The organism is Vibrio sp. 10N.222.55.B11 (assembly GCF_041473705.1).
In the GTDB taxonomy this organism is placed as follows: Bacteria; Pseudomonadota; Gammaproteobacteria; order Enterobacterales; family Vibrionaceae; genus Vibrio; species Vibrio crassostreae_C.
This window is the reverse complement of sequence record NZ_JBFRST010000019.1, coordinates 95,925-111,947: the sequence shown is the minus strand read 5'-3', so window position 1 is coordinate 111,947 and position 16,023 is coordinate 95,925. Positions and strand designations below refer to the sequence as shown.

Annotated in this window: 9 protein-coding genes and 5 pseudogenes; 6 read left to right on the top strand and 8 right to left on the bottom strand. The window is 41.1% G+C overall.

Features of this window, described 5'->3' with window-relative positions:
- Positions 1 to 62: 62 nt before the first annotated feature.
- Positions 63 to 1,718 carry an SgrR family transcriptional regulator gene (locus AB4503_RS08295; protein ID WP_017082569.1) on the bottom strand — a complete coding sequence of 552 codons (1,656 nt, stop codon included), beginning with the start codon at positions 1,716 to 1,718 and terminating at the stop codon, positions 63 to 65.
- 812 nt (positions 1,719 to 2,530) lie between these two features.
- On the opposite strand from AB4503_RS08295, the pseudogene AB4503_RS08290 reads away from it, so the two are divergent.
- Together AB4503_RS08290 and AB4503_RS08285 are read left to right on the top strand one after the other, a co-directional pair.
- A pseudogene (locus AB4503_RS08290) lies at positions 2,531 to 2,783 on the top strand (IS21 family transposase); the annotation flags it as partial.
- 718 nt (positions 2,784 to 3,501) lie between these two features.
- Positions 3,502 to 3,867, top strand: a pseudogene (locus AB4503_RS08285) (regulator).
- A 57-nt stretch (positions 3,868 to 3,924) separates the two neighbouring features.
- On the opposite strand, the gene AB4503_RS08280 reads toward AB4503_RS08285, so the two are convergent.
- Positions 3,925 to 4,773, bottom strand: coding sequence for a DUF3037 domain-containing protein (locus tag AB4503_RS08280; protein WP_017082568.1), 849 nt, complete (start codon positions 4,771 to 4,773; stop codon positions 3,925 to 3,927).
- Positions 4,770 to 5,474 carry a HipA family kinase gene (locus AB4503_RS08275; protein ID WP_029224410.1) on the bottom strand — a complete coding sequence of 235 codons (705 nt, stop codon included), beginning with the start codon at positions 5,472 to 5,474 and terminating at the stop codon, positions 4,770 to 4,772. Before AB4503_RS08275 ends, AB4503_RS08280 begins: the two co-directional genes overlap by 4 nt.
- Positions 5,475 to 5,804: 330 nt before the next feature.
- Here AB4503_RS08275 and AB4503_RS08270 point away from each other — a divergent pair, with 330 nt between their 5' ends.
- The gene (locus tag AB4503_RS08270) at positions 5,805 to 6,020 is read left to right on the top strand and encodes a hypothetical protein (protein ID WP_017082566.1); all 216 of its coding nucleotides are present in this window, start codon (positions 5,805 to 5,807) and stop codon (positions 6,018 to 6,020) included.
- 801 nt (positions 6,021 to 6,821) lie between these two features.
- Here the strand turns inward: AB4503_RS08270 and AB4503_RS08265 are convergent.
- Positions 6,822 to 6,985, bottom strand: a pseudogene (locus AB4503_RS08265) (transposase); the annotation flags it as partial.
- 513 nt (positions 6,986 to 7,498) lie between these two features.
- On the opposite strand from AB4503_RS08265, the gene AB4503_RS08260 reads away from it, so the two are divergent.
- Positions 7,499 to 7,816, top strand: coding sequence for a hypothetical protein (locus AB4503_RS08260; protein WP_102420932.1), 318 nt, complete (start codon positions 7,499 to 7,501; stop codon positions 7,814 to 7,816).
- A 294-nt stretch (positions 7,817 to 8,110) separates the two neighbouring features.
- Here the strand turns inward: AB4503_RS08260 and AB4503_RS08255 are convergent.
- From AB4503_RS08255 to AB4503_RS08240, 4 genes and pseudogenes are all read right to left on the bottom strand, one after another.
- Positions 8,111 to 9,018: pseudogene (locus tag AB4503_RS08255) on the bottom strand (IS5 family transposase).
- Between the two features lie 233 nt (positions 9,019 to 9,251).
- Positions 9,252 to 11,345 (bottom strand): annotated as a pseudogene (locus AB4503_RS08250) (type I secretion system permease/ATPase); the annotation flags it as partial.
- Positions 11,346 to 11,434: 89 nt separating this feature from the next.
- Positions 11,435 to 12,796, bottom strand: a complete 1,362-nt coding sequence (locus tag AB4503_RS08245; RefSeq protein WP_017083706.1) for an HlyD family type I secretion periplasmic adaptor subunit — start codon at positions 12,794 to 12,796, stop codon at positions 11,435 to 11,437.
- A complete protein-coding gene (locus tag AB4503_RS08240) occupies positions 12,793 to 14,907 on the bottom strand; it encodes a peptidase domain-containing ABC transporter (protein ID WP_102258476.1) in 2,115 nt (704 codons plus the stop codon). Before AB4503_RS08240 ends, AB4503_RS08245 begins: the two co-directional genes overlap by 4 nt.
- A gap of 264 nt (positions 14,908 to 15,171) precedes the next feature.
- Between AB4503_RS08240 and AB4503_RS08235 the strand changes: the two genes are divergently transcribed.
- Positions 15,172 to 15,516, top strand: coding sequence for a hypothetical protein (locus AB4503_RS08235; protein WP_017082577.1), 345 nt, complete (start codon positions 15,172 to 15,174; stop codon positions 15,514 to 15,516).
- A gap of 26 nt (positions 15,517 to 15,542) precedes the next feature.
- Entirely contained in the window at positions 15,543 to 16,004 is a 462-nt protein-coding gene (rtxC, locus tag AB4503_RS08230) for an RTX toxin-activating lysine-acyltransferase RtxC (RefSeq protein ID WP_032545857.1), read from the top strand.
- Positions 16,005 to 16,023: the final 19 nt, after the last annotated feature.

Sequence of the window (16,023 nt, the reverse complement as noted above, 5' to 3'; positions counted from 1 at the left end):
TCCTTAATTATCCGTTAAACACTGCAAATCATATCGCTACAGATACACTACCATACCAGCGATTACTCCAACCACATATTGACCAGAGACATTACGCCCATATTGTTCGTTTCTGTGCCATACAAGTTGTCCGCTCGAGTCACGGTGAAATGATTGCGCCATAGAGGGCAATAATAATAGTTCTGGATAAGCCAATCCTCCGCTCGATACAGTTTGTGCAAAAACTCTTGACTGTTGTTACTTTCCTGCATAAACATATCAATAAATGTCAATAGGCTTTGTTTTCCACGTTCAGGCAAGCAGAGACTAAACACATTACTGCAAAGGAGCCATTCGTAATATTGAAATGTCAGGTCGTCACCAAAAACGTAACAGTCATAGGAGATATCAATAGCAATGTCTTGAGACTGTCCTTGAATACATACCTGCCAAACAACCCCTTTTTGAGATAACTCATCGAGCAAAGGCTGTAACTCGCTCATATGACTGTCTATCACTTCAATTACCACCGGACGAGTCGGCAGTTTCATGTCGTGCTTGAACAAGTGAAATCCCTTATCTTGATGGCAATCCATCACGCTATTCGCCGCTCTTTTTTGGCTACCAAGCGTAAAACGTCGACTATGATGAACAATCCAGGCTCTTTCTTGAGCGGATAATGCACCGACATGATGATGAAACTGTAAAACAGTACATCCGCTGCGATCGATTTTTTGTGGCTGAGTAGGTTGGGATTCGCAATAGAGCAGTTCTGCCACGTGCATAGGCGCTTGAGGTTGGGCATCACTACACCAAAATTCTACTCGTTCAATATGGCCACCAAAACCAAAATAGTGGTTATTGCGAACTAAACTCCAATATTGTTTTTCCAAACTTTCGACTCGATATACCCCACACCCAATTGGTTTTGAAGCCTGATAATCAAAAATTGCACTGTGTGAGTCAGCTAACAAATGCAGGAAAACTGGGTCAGATTGACGCATAGAGAAAATGACCCACTGCTTATCTATGTCAATACCCTCTACATGACGAAATAGAATTTGATATGGATGTGGCGTACTAAGGCGCATTTCTATATTTTTTTTTACAAGTTCCGGTGTCAGTGCTTCTCTATTGTGCATCATTATGTCATTACGGATGCGGAGACGGATTTGCTTGTCACTGTAATGAAACTGGTGAGCGATATGAGGCACGATGTCATTCTGAATAGGGTTATATCGAACTAAGGTATCGAAGACGCTTTCGACCAATAAAATAGAACGAGCGGACTGTGCCAAATGAGGGTGCCATTCAGGCAGCATATAAGGGACTAAATACATCAAAGTATTCTGTTTTTTTAATTCCTGCTGTGCGTCCCCTAACCAGAGAGGTAAGTGAGCTTGAAATAGACGAACTTCGCCAAATTGAGTAGCTAGTCGAAATGCCTGATCTATTCTGCCAGAGCGAGCCATGCGCTCTAACTGAGTCAGCAGTGAGGTCTCAAAACTTTTTAATAGCGTCAATTTTGAGCGATGACCACGGCCCTGACCCGAAGCCCAATGGATAAGCCCAAAGCTTTCAAAAGAAGCCATTAGCTTACTCACGTACCTTTCTGAACAGGCCAGAATTTCAGCAAGTGAGACAATATCAACATCATAAGCTTCATTGCGAGAAAAATGTTTCTCGAGTTGCTTTAAACGCTGCAGATGACTCGTAGATAACAACTGAGAAGCTACCATGTCAACCTCAAAATTATGTTCATTAGATACAACGAATACCTCTGAATATGGCAACTTAACTTAAAGTTGTCTTCTTATAATTCCACGGGAGGTGATTAATAAAGGTGGATAACCTGACCGACTAGGAATCCCACTAAGAAAACTATCCCAGAAAAGCTCGGACGGCTTTGGTTTTGTCTCACCGCTATCTTTTGTTCTGGTTCCAGTAAGTAGTGTTTCGCGTTTAAAGTATAGAATGTGTAGTCTAATGGATTCATTGTTTTACTCGCAGATAATGACTCATGTGTTCATTATCTGCGAACAAACCTGAAATAATAACGCTCTCTTTACTATAAACAGTTCACCTTTTAATTAATGAAGTACAGTTCCATTTTTGCTAACTGCTACCAAACAAAATAATTCAACAAGCATATAAAGGCAAGTTAAGCAGAGAAAGCGTTTAAGACAAGTTTCTAACGCAGGTGTTAGGCGCTTTCTTGTTGTTTCTCAGTCCGTTTCTTCTGATTTTTTTAACGCTTCGAGTATTTCTTTCATACGCTCTGGGCGCGTTTGGATCCGGAACGGTCCGGTTTGTAGAGCGGGGGAAGTCTTGCTGCCATATTGTCGCCCTCCATCGATGCCAATTCAGCGATGAACTGGTGATATTCTTGAAGTTTAGACCCAATGTAGCCTCTAATATTAGTGTTATTATAACGCAAGTTTTCGTAGCTCTGAGGCCACACATTCTTATGGATCGCGTTGCTGGTTTGGTCGTCAACTTGAATTGCTGTGTCTATCCGTTTTAACAGACAAAAGAGACTGTTGAGATCTTGATAAAACGTGGCGGCGTACGTGTAAAAGCCTTCGTTGCTATGCTTGATTATAGCCGAGCGGCCTTCGTTCACTTTAGTGAGCGAGATCGTCAAGAAAACAGGATAGAAGGCCTTGAAGAAGCGTTTGAATACTTCGGGGGCGTCCCAAAAGAAGTGTTGTTCTATAATGCGAAAGCCATCATGATAGAGCGTGATGCATACGGTGAAGGTGAATACCGCGCTGCTCGCCATAGCCAAGAAATACAACTTTAAACGGGGTTTGAGCACCACTGGAGAAATAAAATTAAGAGAGTTACGTATTTGTATTTAATATCAAAAAACGCCTATCAGGAGAGAGGTTAGTTGCTTTCTATCGATTAAATAGGCTTCTTTTTTTTACGCTTCCTAATAGCAAGTACCAAGACAGTTAGAGCTCCATCTTCAACCTTATATACGAGTCATCCCCCGAACTTCTTACCCTGTTCCGTATGCCGCGTAAAATGTCAACTTAGATGCCCACAATGGTGCGGAGAGTACAATGACCACGAAAGAGTAATGTCCAATCTCTTTCCGACTCTCGTTGCCTTTTGGCTACAGCGTATTAACCACTTCCGCTGCTTCATCATATTGACCCCTAGCACTCACCCGACTTGTGGTTGTCAGGAGGAACGTCCTTTCACGATTCCGTTCCCGCTCAGTCTAACGACCAAGCTTCGTTACATTGTCAGAGCCGCTTCTTTATTCAGGCTCCTAGGGGCATCTGGTAGTACAGATGGTTCACTCTTCGTGGTGAACAACGCTTCATACGACTTCAGGTCGCACTGACATAAATGAGTTTCAAAAATCCTAACATTAACGATTCGTTAATAACTTATTATAAGACAAATATTACCAATTAATACGCCTTTGTACAGTGCTCACTTTGTCTGATTATGTTTAATGGTGCATATCTTATAAGATCAGTGCAACCTCTTGTATTTAGAGGTTTATCATTGAAGTATTGCGAAATGAGTAAGAATTACATTTTTCGAGAGTTAGAGTGCCAAATAACTAAGGAAGAGGTTGCTGAACTGTGCTTCAAAACTGTGAGGACTGTTACGGGTTGGGATGAGGGAAAGCCTATACCACCTGAATGCAAAAGGCTTATGAGAATGGCAAAAGGTCGGAAACTAAGTATTTATGAAGAGTGGGGATAGTTCAAAATGATACGCGACAGTATGGAGCTGCCGACAGGCCAAGTAGTGAGGCCACAACAAATATTGGCAGGGATTGCACTATTAAGTATTCAATCTGAGTTAGAGCTAAAAACATCAATAAAACTACTTAAACTAGCCAGAGCAATTGCCAGAATGAAATGATAAAAGCATTCACTCGCAGGTAAAAAAGCTACTGTTAAGTAGCCTTTATTATTTGTATCAATTCGTTACTAATTTGAAATCATTAACTAAGCAATCTAAATCAAACTCCGCAAATTTTAATATTTCATTACTGTTCTGATATGGAATAACTTTTACACCTAGTTCTTTCATTCCTTTTTGCACAGTATCAAAAGCGGCTACAAACTCTTCTTTTTTATTCTGAGGTCTTTCTATCGTAAATAAGAAGTTATCTTCGTTCAAAGCGTTTGCTTGTAGTAAGTGTTTAACACGAGATATCCAACGATCCCCGTGGTCAACGAGTGCTAAAGGAGTCGCTTGGTCAAATGCTAACGGCTTGATCGCTTTAGTTATATTTGCTTCTTTAGCTACTAGTGGAATCTTAAATTGACTGAAACCAGTATCAAGGCTTTGCTCTTTATACCGAATGGTTAAAGTTTTCAGCTCTTGTCTAAGGGCTTTAACCATCTGTTGCTCTCGGTATTCCTTTGTATCTTTAAAGTCTCTTCCGATATGGCGGCCAAAGAGTTGTTCAAGTGCAAGGTGACAATCATCAGTGATCATTGCACCAGTTTCACCAAACGTCATCAAACCTTCTCTAGTTCGAGTAACTTCGTGCATTAACTCAACAAGCTCTTTACCGCTTATATTCTTTGCGAAGTTTTGGATGTAATTTAATTCATCTTCAAAATTTGCTATAGCTTGCTTGTAAAGTTGCCCTTCAAGATCATCGAAGAAATCAGATACTCTTTTAAATCTGGCAGGGGCTAGTTTATAGCTTACAAATCCAGTCTTTGGAGCAAACGCAAGTATACCAACGTTGGCAAACTCTGATGTTTCTGCGAATGGCATAAAGCGAACAATCGCGAATTGTAAAGCTACTTTCATGATATGTCCTCCCAAAACGGTTCAGCTAAGAATTTCTTCAATACTAACGTAATTTCTGATCGAATAGTATCGATTGGATACATTTCTAACCACTCTTCTGGTATCTCACTGATGATATTGTCAATATCTTGCAGGGCATTTTGAAATTTTTCTGTATAAACTTCTTTATCGACTAGCTCTAAGCCATTCCAAGAGCCTGAACTTACATGTTGTTCTTTATGTTCATCAATTTTAAAGTCATCTGCAAAAGCTAGGTTATGATCAACAACACACGTTTCTTTGGTCTTTTGCTCCAAGAAAAAGTTAGGATTACCGCCTTTATCAGTGAGGTTTCTATCATTATTCTGAATCCAATAATCAAAAACAAACAGATCACGAAGTAACTGCTTTGGAACCTTCTGTATTTGATTATAGGTTATTTCTTGAATGTTAGGTTTATATGATGAAGCAAAACAATAACCAGCCTCTAAGTCAAAAGAGCTGTATTCAACTAGTAAATCATCAACCCAAGCGATTTTAAAATCCGGAATAGGTAAGCCAAAGCTTTTCGCTAGATGAGCTACTATCCATTCTTTTACAAGGCCTCGACAAGTAGCACTACTGCCTTTTACGACATACTGTTTTCCATCATCACCTTCACAGAGATACGGGTTCGTTCTCCCTTGCGCCATCATTCTTGTAATTTTTAAGATTTCTATCACGAAGTATTACCATATACAGCGAGCTGATTAGTGTCTGATTGGATATTACCATAAGTAATTTCCTGAATTAATTGGTTATGCTAAGAGAGTGATCAAGAGTTGATAGTTTGGTCGAATTTACTCCCGTGATACACCATGGGTGTCACCGTGAAGAATATGATAAGGATGGATAACTTTTTAGTAGGGCAAACGTACATAAATAGGATGTGAATGAGTTCAAATTCTACCCAACAATGGTCGTGTGGACGACATATCTTTCTTTCGTTCCCCTTGAAAACCTTTCTTGGTGCCGATATATGAATGTTGCATAACTTAAAAGAGGTTTTTCCGATGAACGATTGGGATTACGTGAATTTTAGCGAAGATCATGAAATGAATTATCATTTAGGGCTAGTTGGTAAATCGAAATCTGAATACAACAGAAAGTACCTAAGAGATAACACTCAATGGACAGCAAAGAACAAGTTGGACAAAACACGCGTTACACACGCTGATTTTAAATCCTTTGTTGTAGCCGATAAGCCGTATTTTCAAGATCCAGCCTAGCGCGGGAATTGTAGATAATGATCACTCTTTGTTAGGAAGTTTCAACTTTTAGGTTCTAAATTAAGCCTCAAAGAAACACGGACCGTAATCTTGGGCCGCATTAAACATATGGCTTAAATGTAAGGATTTCTTTGTTAAAGGATCATACTTATGACAAGCAAAACAGCCCCTATCTTCTTTAGGAGGCACTAAAGCTGCACACATCAAAGAAGCCTACATTAGCGCTTTCAACCACATGGCTAGCCAACTTCAAAGTGCAATGCCAACACTTCCACTATCACAATACCAACTCCCTGCAAGTTGTTTACCGAACTTCTACGATTCTGGTTGGTTGCCAGCCCATTACTAACGCTGTTATTCAGAAACCCATTGGACATATCACATTAAGTTCCAAATTCGCCCAACTGGCGGAAAGTATTGCGCCAAATTTGAATTAGGAGTAGGTGGGAAAGGTGAAACTCAACCGTGGTTTTCTTCAAGTGGTGCTGAGTTTATTGATAGTGGCTTTTATCTAGAGTATCGATATATCGAAGAGCTATGGGAAAGTGTAAGGCTGGTATTAGAAAAATACCGAGCGCATAGCCCGTATTGATAACAGGGAGGTCAAGTTCCCCCGAACTTGACCTATCCAGACGCAGCAAGCAAAGGCGTTTGGGTTAGGTGTAAGTGAATAATTTACACGCAATGCATTTGTTGTGTAAATACTTATTAAAGTTAAGGGCATTGGTTCGGTGCGGATCAGGTGTAATGCGGACAACTTAACGAAACATGGGATAGCCTAAATATCGAGTCGATAAATCATTGCTGCGCTCTTAGTGGCATAGAAAACACTCGCTTACCATGAACGCTGTGGTGATAGCTAGATCACTGAATCGACGTGGCCTCCTGTGTTTACTCTGTTTGCTTTGTGCCCACTCACTTACCGCTTCTTCATAAATCCAAAAGGTTAGAGATCCACGGTTAATGAGTGATTGGTTTTATTGCTTCCAATTGGTTGTTTTGTAACGAGGTTTAGGCATAACGTTACGAGAGGTGGTGAATGTAGCTGCTCAGATCGTAGGTTCTGGATTTAGTTCCACTGAATTACGCAACAAAGCCACCAATAACAGGAAAATTCATGGTGTGCATGTGTTGTTTAAGCAAGGTTCGCTCTAGAGCCTATTATTTTGTATGTCGTTTTAGGGAAGGATAATTTATGTCACTTGTGATATGCAAGAATGTCCTATTCATATGATGGAGTAGTCCTTGGCTGGGTGTATATTGTAACTAATTGATATTAATGATGCAAAGGCATGTGAAGTCGTAAATTCTTTCTCAAAAACTGAATGACTGAACTTATGTAGCGTCTCTGTTTGTAGCTCAGTGTTCAATGTTATTCATCCGATATTTGGAGGCACTAATGCAAGTTGTTGATGATTTTTATCAGTCTGCATCATTGCTCGTGATGCTGAGATTGCGATACCTTAAAGGACTAACGAATGAGCGAGAGCCTCACAGAATCACAAAGCATGTACAACGAACTTCAAAGCTACCTTGACTTAGTTATGCAGGAGTCAGGAGATGATGTGTTTCTAATTAAATGCGAGAAAATCTACGCATACAATATTTCTATCAGAGAGACGAACTCTGGTCTCCATTCCGTAGGGCAAGAAAGTATCAAGGGACTTATTAATCAAGCGAAAGAGTCAACAGAGTCTTTAAAGAGCACGAAAGATGCGCTCAAGGTAATGGTTCAGGCTGTTAATGCTATAGACAAAGTATTTGAACTTATGGGTGCTTATATCAAGCAGCGATAATAAAGGTTATTAAATTGTGATCGTCTTTAAGATAAGAGTGTCCTTTCTCTTTGATATTGACTCGTGTTCATAGATAAATAGTTTATATTAGGAAGTTGAAAGCTCGGATGTTTGGTTGTATATAAGACCGTTAGATACTGTGATTTAAAGTACCCCTCTAAGAGGGTTGTATCTACAAATTTAAAGGTTTAAATGAAATTAATGTGTTATTGGTGGCTAAATTTAGTTAAGCCTAGGAAGGGCGTTGTTGATCAAATCGGTTTAAAGACCAACGACGCCATATGTGACTCGCCGTTAGTTTCGAACAGGCATAACTAGTCCTATGACTTTGTTTATAGCTTTGACATTCGCCATGATTTCTCCCACTTGAGCGTTATAACATCTCAAGCTCAATTTACCGCTGGTTAGTCCTTTATATCGAGACATTGCGGTCTCAGATATTGAGCGATAGTGATAACCCGAATCAGATTTCCACTCCGCTATTGTTCCGTTTTCAAAGCCTTTACTGCTTCATTTCTGGGATGCCCTTCTTCCCAAAGTGCCGCATTCTTTCGAGGCGGTATCAACGGAGTACTGCCCTTATTTTGCAGGGTCTCATAGCAACTTTTTGTGTCATACGCTCCATCGGCAGATACGGTATCTACCTTTCTACGTAAAGGGTTGAGTAATGTTGGCAGCACTTCGCTATCGCCAACACTTACAAGACTGACTTCTGCACTAATGGCCTCATGAGTTTCTACATCAACGGCTAAGTGCAGTTTGCGCCAAGTTCTGCGTTTTTCGGCGCCGTGCTTTTTCACCTTCCACTCACCTTCGCCAAAGACTTTGAGACCAGTCGAGTCAATAGCGATATGGCGAATAGCTCCTCTGGATTTGTTACGATATTTGACCTGAACTGTCTTCGAGCGTTTGCTGATACACGTGTAGTCAGGGGACGTCAGTGGAACCTCCAGTAGCTCAAAGATAGAGTCGATAAAACCTTGAAGAGCCCGCAATGGTAGAGAGAATATCCCCTTAATCATCAATGCAGTTTCAATCGCTGTATCAGAGTACTGGAAGCCTCTACCACGCTTACCATGATGGGCTTTGCATCGCCATGCATCTACGGCTGTATCATCTATCCAGAACGTAACCGAGCCCCGTTTGCACAAAGCCTTATTGTACTCCGCCCAGTTAGTTATCTTCTTTTTCGCCTTACCCATGTTGTCACCGCTCTAACCATCATAAAGGATCAGATCGCAAGACTCGAAAAAGGTTCAACTGATTTAGGCAACAACGCCGTTCCAAGGTGAAAAAGCCGTTTTTTGATTTTCGAGAAGACATAATAAAGGCTCAAAAAGTGTGTCAACACACACTTTTTGGGTTGAGTGAATGTCAATGGTTAAAGCTCACACCATCCATATTTCTTATAACAACGTAGATTTCAATTTATAAATCAGCCGCCAATTTGTTGCTTCCATAATTTTGCATAAAGACCTTCCTTCTCAACCAGTTCATCGTGAGTCCCACTTTCACAAACTTGGCCTTTATCAAGAACAAGAATATTATCCGCATGACGAATGGTGTTAAGGCGGTGTGCGATGCTAATTACGGTTCTATCTCTACAAATCTCTTTCATGTTGCTCATGATGGCAGCTTCAGAGTTGTAATCGAGTGCTGACGTTGCTTCATCAAGCAGTAAAATCCTAGGGTTAACGAGTAGGGCTCTTGCTAACGCAATACGTTGACGCTGGCCGCCAGATAGAGAGCCCCCTTTTTCCCCAACGGGCTGATTAAACCCGTGGGGAAGTCCTTCAATGAATTCCAAAGCACCGGCAAGCTGCGCAGCATTGCGTATTTCCTCATCAGTAGCTTGAGGCTGACTTAGGCGGATATTCTCTGCAACGCTCCCAGAAAAAAGAATACTTTCTTGTAATACCACACTCATGTTGCGACGTAGCGAAATTGGGTCGGCTATCGCGAGATCCATACCGTCTACCAATACTTGACCATGTTGAGGGACATACAAACGTTGCAATAGCCGGGTGATGGTACTTTTTCCTGAGCCTGATGGCCCGGTGATGCCGATAAACTGGCCCGGTTTTATTTCTAACGATAAGTTGGCCAACACTTCGGGAGAGTCTTCGTGATAACGAAAGCGAATGTTACTAAATTCGATGCCTCCATTGAGTTCAGGAACAGAAGCTAACCCTTGTTTACCATTTTCTTTTGGTTCATCAAGAATATCGCCCACTCGCTTTAGTGCAATAAGAGTATGTTGGAAGTCTTGCCAAATTTGCGCAAGTCGAAGTACCGGCTGAGTCACGTGGCCGGCCAACATATTGAAGGCCACCAATTGTCCGGGTGTGAGCTCACCGTTAAGTACTTCGCTGACTCCCCACCACAGGAGCAGTGCCGCAGTCAGTTTCTGTATCAGCCCGATGCCTTGCCCTGCAATGAGTCCTGATTTTTGAGCATCAAAGCTACGGTTTAGTTGTTGGCTGAGGATATGTTGCCATTGATGTAAAAATCGATGTTCTGTCGCTGTGGTTTTAATGGTTTCAATGCCTGTTACTGCTTCCGTTAGAAAGGTCGTGGCATCGGCATCCGATTCGTATTCTGATTCCACTTTTTTTCTTATGATTGGACCAGCAATAAGCCAAAGTAAGAAATAGATAAAAAGTGAGCCGATTACTAGCCAAGTCAGAGTCTTGGCATAATGGAACATAACAGCAAGAAAGACGGTAACAAAAATGAGATCGAGCAATAACATCAACGTCGAACCGGTCAAAAACTGGCGAATTTGAGCCATTTCACGAACTCGAGCAATGATTTGTCCTGTCTGACGCTGCTTGAAATAATTGAGGGGGAGGCCGACTAAATGGCGATAAAGGCGTCCTGATAGCTCTGCATTTACTTGACTTGCGAGGTGGCCAAATACGGTATTGCGCAAGTAACTGTATGCTGGCTCTGCAATGGCAAGAGCAAGCATCGCTATGGCGAGCACATGTAAACTGGACAAGCTGCGACCGACTAGCACTTTGTCGATGACATTTTCAAACAACATCGGGCTCACCAGTGCGAATATTTGAAGGGCAATAGCATAAATAAACACATCTCGCATTTGGCTCTTTTGACGCCAAATAGAGGGGGCAAACCAGCTAAGGCCAAATTTCACTTCTTTGCTACTTAGTCTTTCATCCGCGACCAACATTACCTTGTACGTTGATGAGTGACTACTCGGACTAAGCTCACTCTGCTGCTCCAATTGAGTGGCTGGATCATATAAAAGAGAAGAACCATCCGCTGATTTTGTGAGCACTTTCCAACTATTGTCGATTTCAATTAAAACGGGCAGTGGAAGGGTATCTAGCTCGTTCGATTTTACTTTCGTTACTTGACTTTTCAGGCCAATATAATCTGCAGCTTCCCTTATTTCCAAGTCATTTAAATTGGAATGACTGACGCCTAAAGCATGCTTGAGCTGTGTCTTGGTCGACTTTTTGTGGAAATAGTTACCCGCATAAACGACGGCGTCGATTCCGCCATTATCTTGTGTGATAGAAGCGTCCTGATTGATAGAAGCATCTTGAGTGGTAGAAACGCTATTTTCCGTTGTTGATAAGGTCATATCCATACTTATCTCTCTCTTAGCGATTCTGCTTGGTATTCACGTATTGGGCTCAGCAGGTAGTCGATAACACGACGTTTATCCGTTTTTATTTCCGCAACGACGGACATGCCTGGTGTCAACTCAATACTTTTACCGTTGATTAAGATGTTGTTATTCTTAAGCTTAACTTGGGCTGGGAAAATGAGCCCCAAGCGTTCGTCTGTAGTAGAATCACGAGAAATACTCAATAGCTCAGCTTCGATAGTACCGTAACGAGTGTATGGAAACGCATCTACTTTTACTGTCACTGGCTGTCCTGGGTAAACAAAACCTACGTCTTTATTGAGAATTTGTATTTCCGCCTGCTGTACTGCATTTTCAGGGACAATAATCATTAAATTTTGTGCTGGTTGAAGTACTGCTCCTAGCGTGTAAATACTGAGTTGCTGAACCGTACCATCGACAGGAGAACGGATGATTTCTAACTGTTCACGCTCACGAACTTTAGACAACTCCTGAGCTAAACCCCCGAGTTGCAATTTCGCTTGTTTTCTTTTTTCGAGCCATTCTCTGTGTTTTTGTGCTTTGAACCCCGTCAGCCTTTCTTCAAGACTATGGTATTGCGACTTTAGAACCTCTAATTCAGCTCGTTGTTGCGACACTTGGCGCTTAACTTCCAGTAGCTCTTTTTCTTGCTCTAGATACTCTACGTGTCCAATGACTTTTATTTGATTCAACGTTTTTCGTGCCGCGAGTCTCTGACTAATATTTTCGGTTAACTGAATTAATGCGTTGATGTCACTTTGACGAGCCGCTTGTGATGTTTTGTTGACCTGCATTTCTGCTTTGATACTTGCCAGGGTCGACTCATATTCACGTTTCTCACTCAAGAAGTTTTCATTGATCAACGCTTGTTGTTCGAGTGGTAAGGCCGAAAATAATAGGTCCTTAGAGAGTGGCAGGCCACTATTCAAAGATTGGTATCGAATTAGGTCATTAGTTTGAAATTCAGACTGAGTGATTAAACGGGTAATGTCTTGATTGATGCCTAGGGTATCAAGAGTAAGAAGCGGCGCGCCTTTTGTCACTCGTTGCCCATCTTTTACGTGAATAGAGAGAACCCGGCTCTGCTCATAAGATTGAATCACTTGTGAGCGGCCAGAGACAACGAAACGTCCGGTAGCTGTCGCTTGTATATCTAATTTCCCCCAATACGCCCAAATTAAGACGGCAACGACTCCCAAGCTGAGCGTGATGGCCGTTATGCGAGCAAATGGTGAAGGAGGACGTTGTGATAAGGCGAGGTGCGCAGGCAAAAATTCGTAATGCTTCTCAGTCGCTTGGTTTATTCTAAATTTGGCTAAGAATCGCTTGATGACACTTTTCATGCGTTTGAATCCTCTTGCTTGAGCTCTTGCTGAAGTTGCCATAATTGTTTGTACTGTTTGCCCAATGTGATTAACTGTTGATGGTTACCTTGCTCGACGATATTACCTTGGTGTAGAACGATAATTCGGTCGCAATCTCGTACGGTGGATAACCGGTGAGCGATAGTGATGACCGTACGGCCCTTCGCGATATTTGCCATATTGGATTGAATCAACGCTTGTGATTCGTCATCCAGTGCACTCGTGGCTTCATCCAGGATCATGATTTTGGGATCTGAAAGTAGAGTTCGCGCAATCGCCAGGCGTTGTCTCTGTCCGCCAGAAAGGGACTGCCCACCTTCGGCTAAGATCGTGTCATAGCCGATTGGGAGCTTCATGATAAATTCGTGAGCTCCAGAAAGTTTTGCCGCTTCGATAACCTCTTCTAAGCTAGCTTCAGGCTTCGATTGGGCAATATTTTCGCAAACACTTTTGTTAAATAGATAGTTTTCTTGCAGAACTATGCCGATTTGTTGGCGCAGTTGCTGGATGCCAATTTGATTAAGTGGTGTGTTATCAACCGTTATTAACCCTTTTTCTGGGCAGTAGAGTCGTAGCAGTAATCGAGCTAGAGTACTTTTCCCTGAGCCTGATGTTCCCACAACGCCTAATGTTTCACCTGCTTGGATATCTAGCGACAAGTTGTTAAGGGTCGGTGGGATATCTGGTTGGTAACGAAATAGGATGTTTTTGAACGAAATTGCGCCTTGTAATGCAATCGTATCGCTCCCTGTGTGCTGCTCCACAGGTAAATTAAGCATGTCTCCCAATTTTTCTAGTGCCACGCGCGTTTGAATAAATTGCCCCCATAACTCAACCATGCGTGATAAAGGTTGGGCTATATGGTTTGTCATCATATTAAAAGCGATCAGTTGTCCGATAGTCATTTCCAATGACAGTACTTCTGTTGCCCCTAACCACAGAACTCCAACACTTGTTACTTTCTGGATGAGTTGAACGACATGGTTGGATCGGTTGTTGAGTTGCTGAACCACGTACCCAGTAGAGACCATTTTTTCCGTTTGATCGTCCCAACGGCGAACAAAACGAGGCTCTACGGCTAAGCTTTTTAGAGTTTCACTGCCAGCCACTGTCTCTGTGAGAAAAGAGGTATTTGCAGCGGCGTGCGTAAATTGCTCTTCTACCGCCGCTTGCATTCGAGGTGTAAGCCACCAAGCGAGCAATACGTAAAGAGGGATGGTTGCAATAAATAACCATGTGAGAGGAGGTGAAAGCAAACTCATTACATAGAGAAAGACAAACATGAACAAGAACTCGACCGTTAAAGTAAACATCGAGCCTGTTAAGAATTCTCGTACAGTATCAAGCTCGCGCACGCGAGTTACGATAGCGCCTACTTGACGTGTTTTGAAGAACATCAAAGGAAGGCCAAACAAGTGCTTTACTAACTTAAGTCCTAATTGAATATCAATTCTATTGGCTGTGTGCGCATATTGATATTCGCGTAAGCCGCGAAGTAGAACCTCTACAATGCCAGTGATCACAAGCCCTATCACAAGCACATCAAGGGTTGACCAAGCTTGATGTACAAGCACTTTATCCATCACAACCTGAAAAAATAGCGGTGAGATTAAGGCGAGTATTTGCAATACAAAAGAAAACAAAAAAATTTCCCCGAGTATTCTTTTGTGTTGCAAAAACTCAGGAATGAACCAGGCGATATCAAAACGTGATTGAGCTTGTTTTATCTCCAGCCATCTGTGGTTCCAAATTGAATTGAGTTCGTTATACGAAATTATTTCAGGAGTTTCTTTATTAGGTCTTTGTATTAAACACTTATCTTTATTAGATTTTGCTAAAGTTAATGGTAAACCTTCCATATCGAATAGAATCGAAGGAGTTTTTACTTTATCTAGACTTTTAAATTGTGAAAACTTAGCTGATACTTTGATTTCTTTTTCATTTTCTATTTTTTTAATAAAATCAAAATAATTCATTTCTTTAATTTTTGATATGTCGTTTTCCCCATTGATTATGTCCTTTTTGCCATCTTCAATTAATTTCAGGTGAAGGTTTATGCATAATATTATCATTGTTTCTTTAGCTGTCATTTTGCATTCTAATTAGATTTTTTAGAGGTTTTATACTAGCATTTGATATATTTTCCAGCAAGTTTTCGTTTTATTTTTATATTTAATTTCATTGTATCTTATTGATTTTATTGAGTTAATTTTAATTTAATTTGGTTTTTTGATTTAAATTTGATTGTTTCTATTAACAATTCAATTTATTTCAATTATAGTTTCTTTTTTCGCAATTAAATGCGATTAAGGTTCATTTCATTTTGTTTTGTTAAATTTTTGAGATTTTATTTTATGACAGAGAAGTTTGTTCAAACCATTTCTAGTGTTAATTATAATAAAGGCGTTTTTTCCCTTTATTTCGTAGGTCAAGACCAAAAAAATATGGCTAGTGGCGTAATGGCTGAAAATGATGATGACCTTGAGCTTAAACAAGTGGTTCATATGCCAGCTTCTGGCTTTATGTATATGGTTTCCATGGTTAAAAACATGCTCGAAGATCCTCGCATGTCAGCTGAATTTGACAAGTTAGTTGCAGCGGGTTTTTTACCATCAAGTGAACCGGTTGACCCTCAGGCTGAAGAGGGAACAACGGAAGAAAAAACTGCGCCAAAAAAGCGAGTTTCTAAAGTTAAATAGCAACTGCATTTGGTGATATTGGGCATATGTCTATTGCATATCAATCAGCAAATCTTACGTTAGCGCAAATTCAAAAAATAATCGGAGGGGTGATGTTGTTAAGTCAGCATTCACCTCTTCATCGCAGATACGTTGTTGCTGAATGGCAGCAACGTATTATGCCTGCGTTTGAGCTAAACCAGTTTTGCTATTACGAAGATGAACAAGGTCGCCCAATTGCATTTTGTAATTGGGCGTTTTTGTCTGAGCAAAGCCGAGATGAGTTGTTATCTGGAGTGCGGGAAATTTCTTTATCTGACTGGCAATCTGGCCAGCATATTTATATCCCAGAGATGATAGCGCCATTCGGTCATGGCCGCGAAGTTGTCAATGACCTTCGTCGCCGTGTATTCCTTCCGTGGCAGGGGCAGAAAGTTTGTACGGTCCGCGGCAAGGTCAATGTTCAAAGTGATCGCTGTATCAGAAAGGTACAGTGGTTTTCTATTTAATCCGAAATTAGAGTTTATT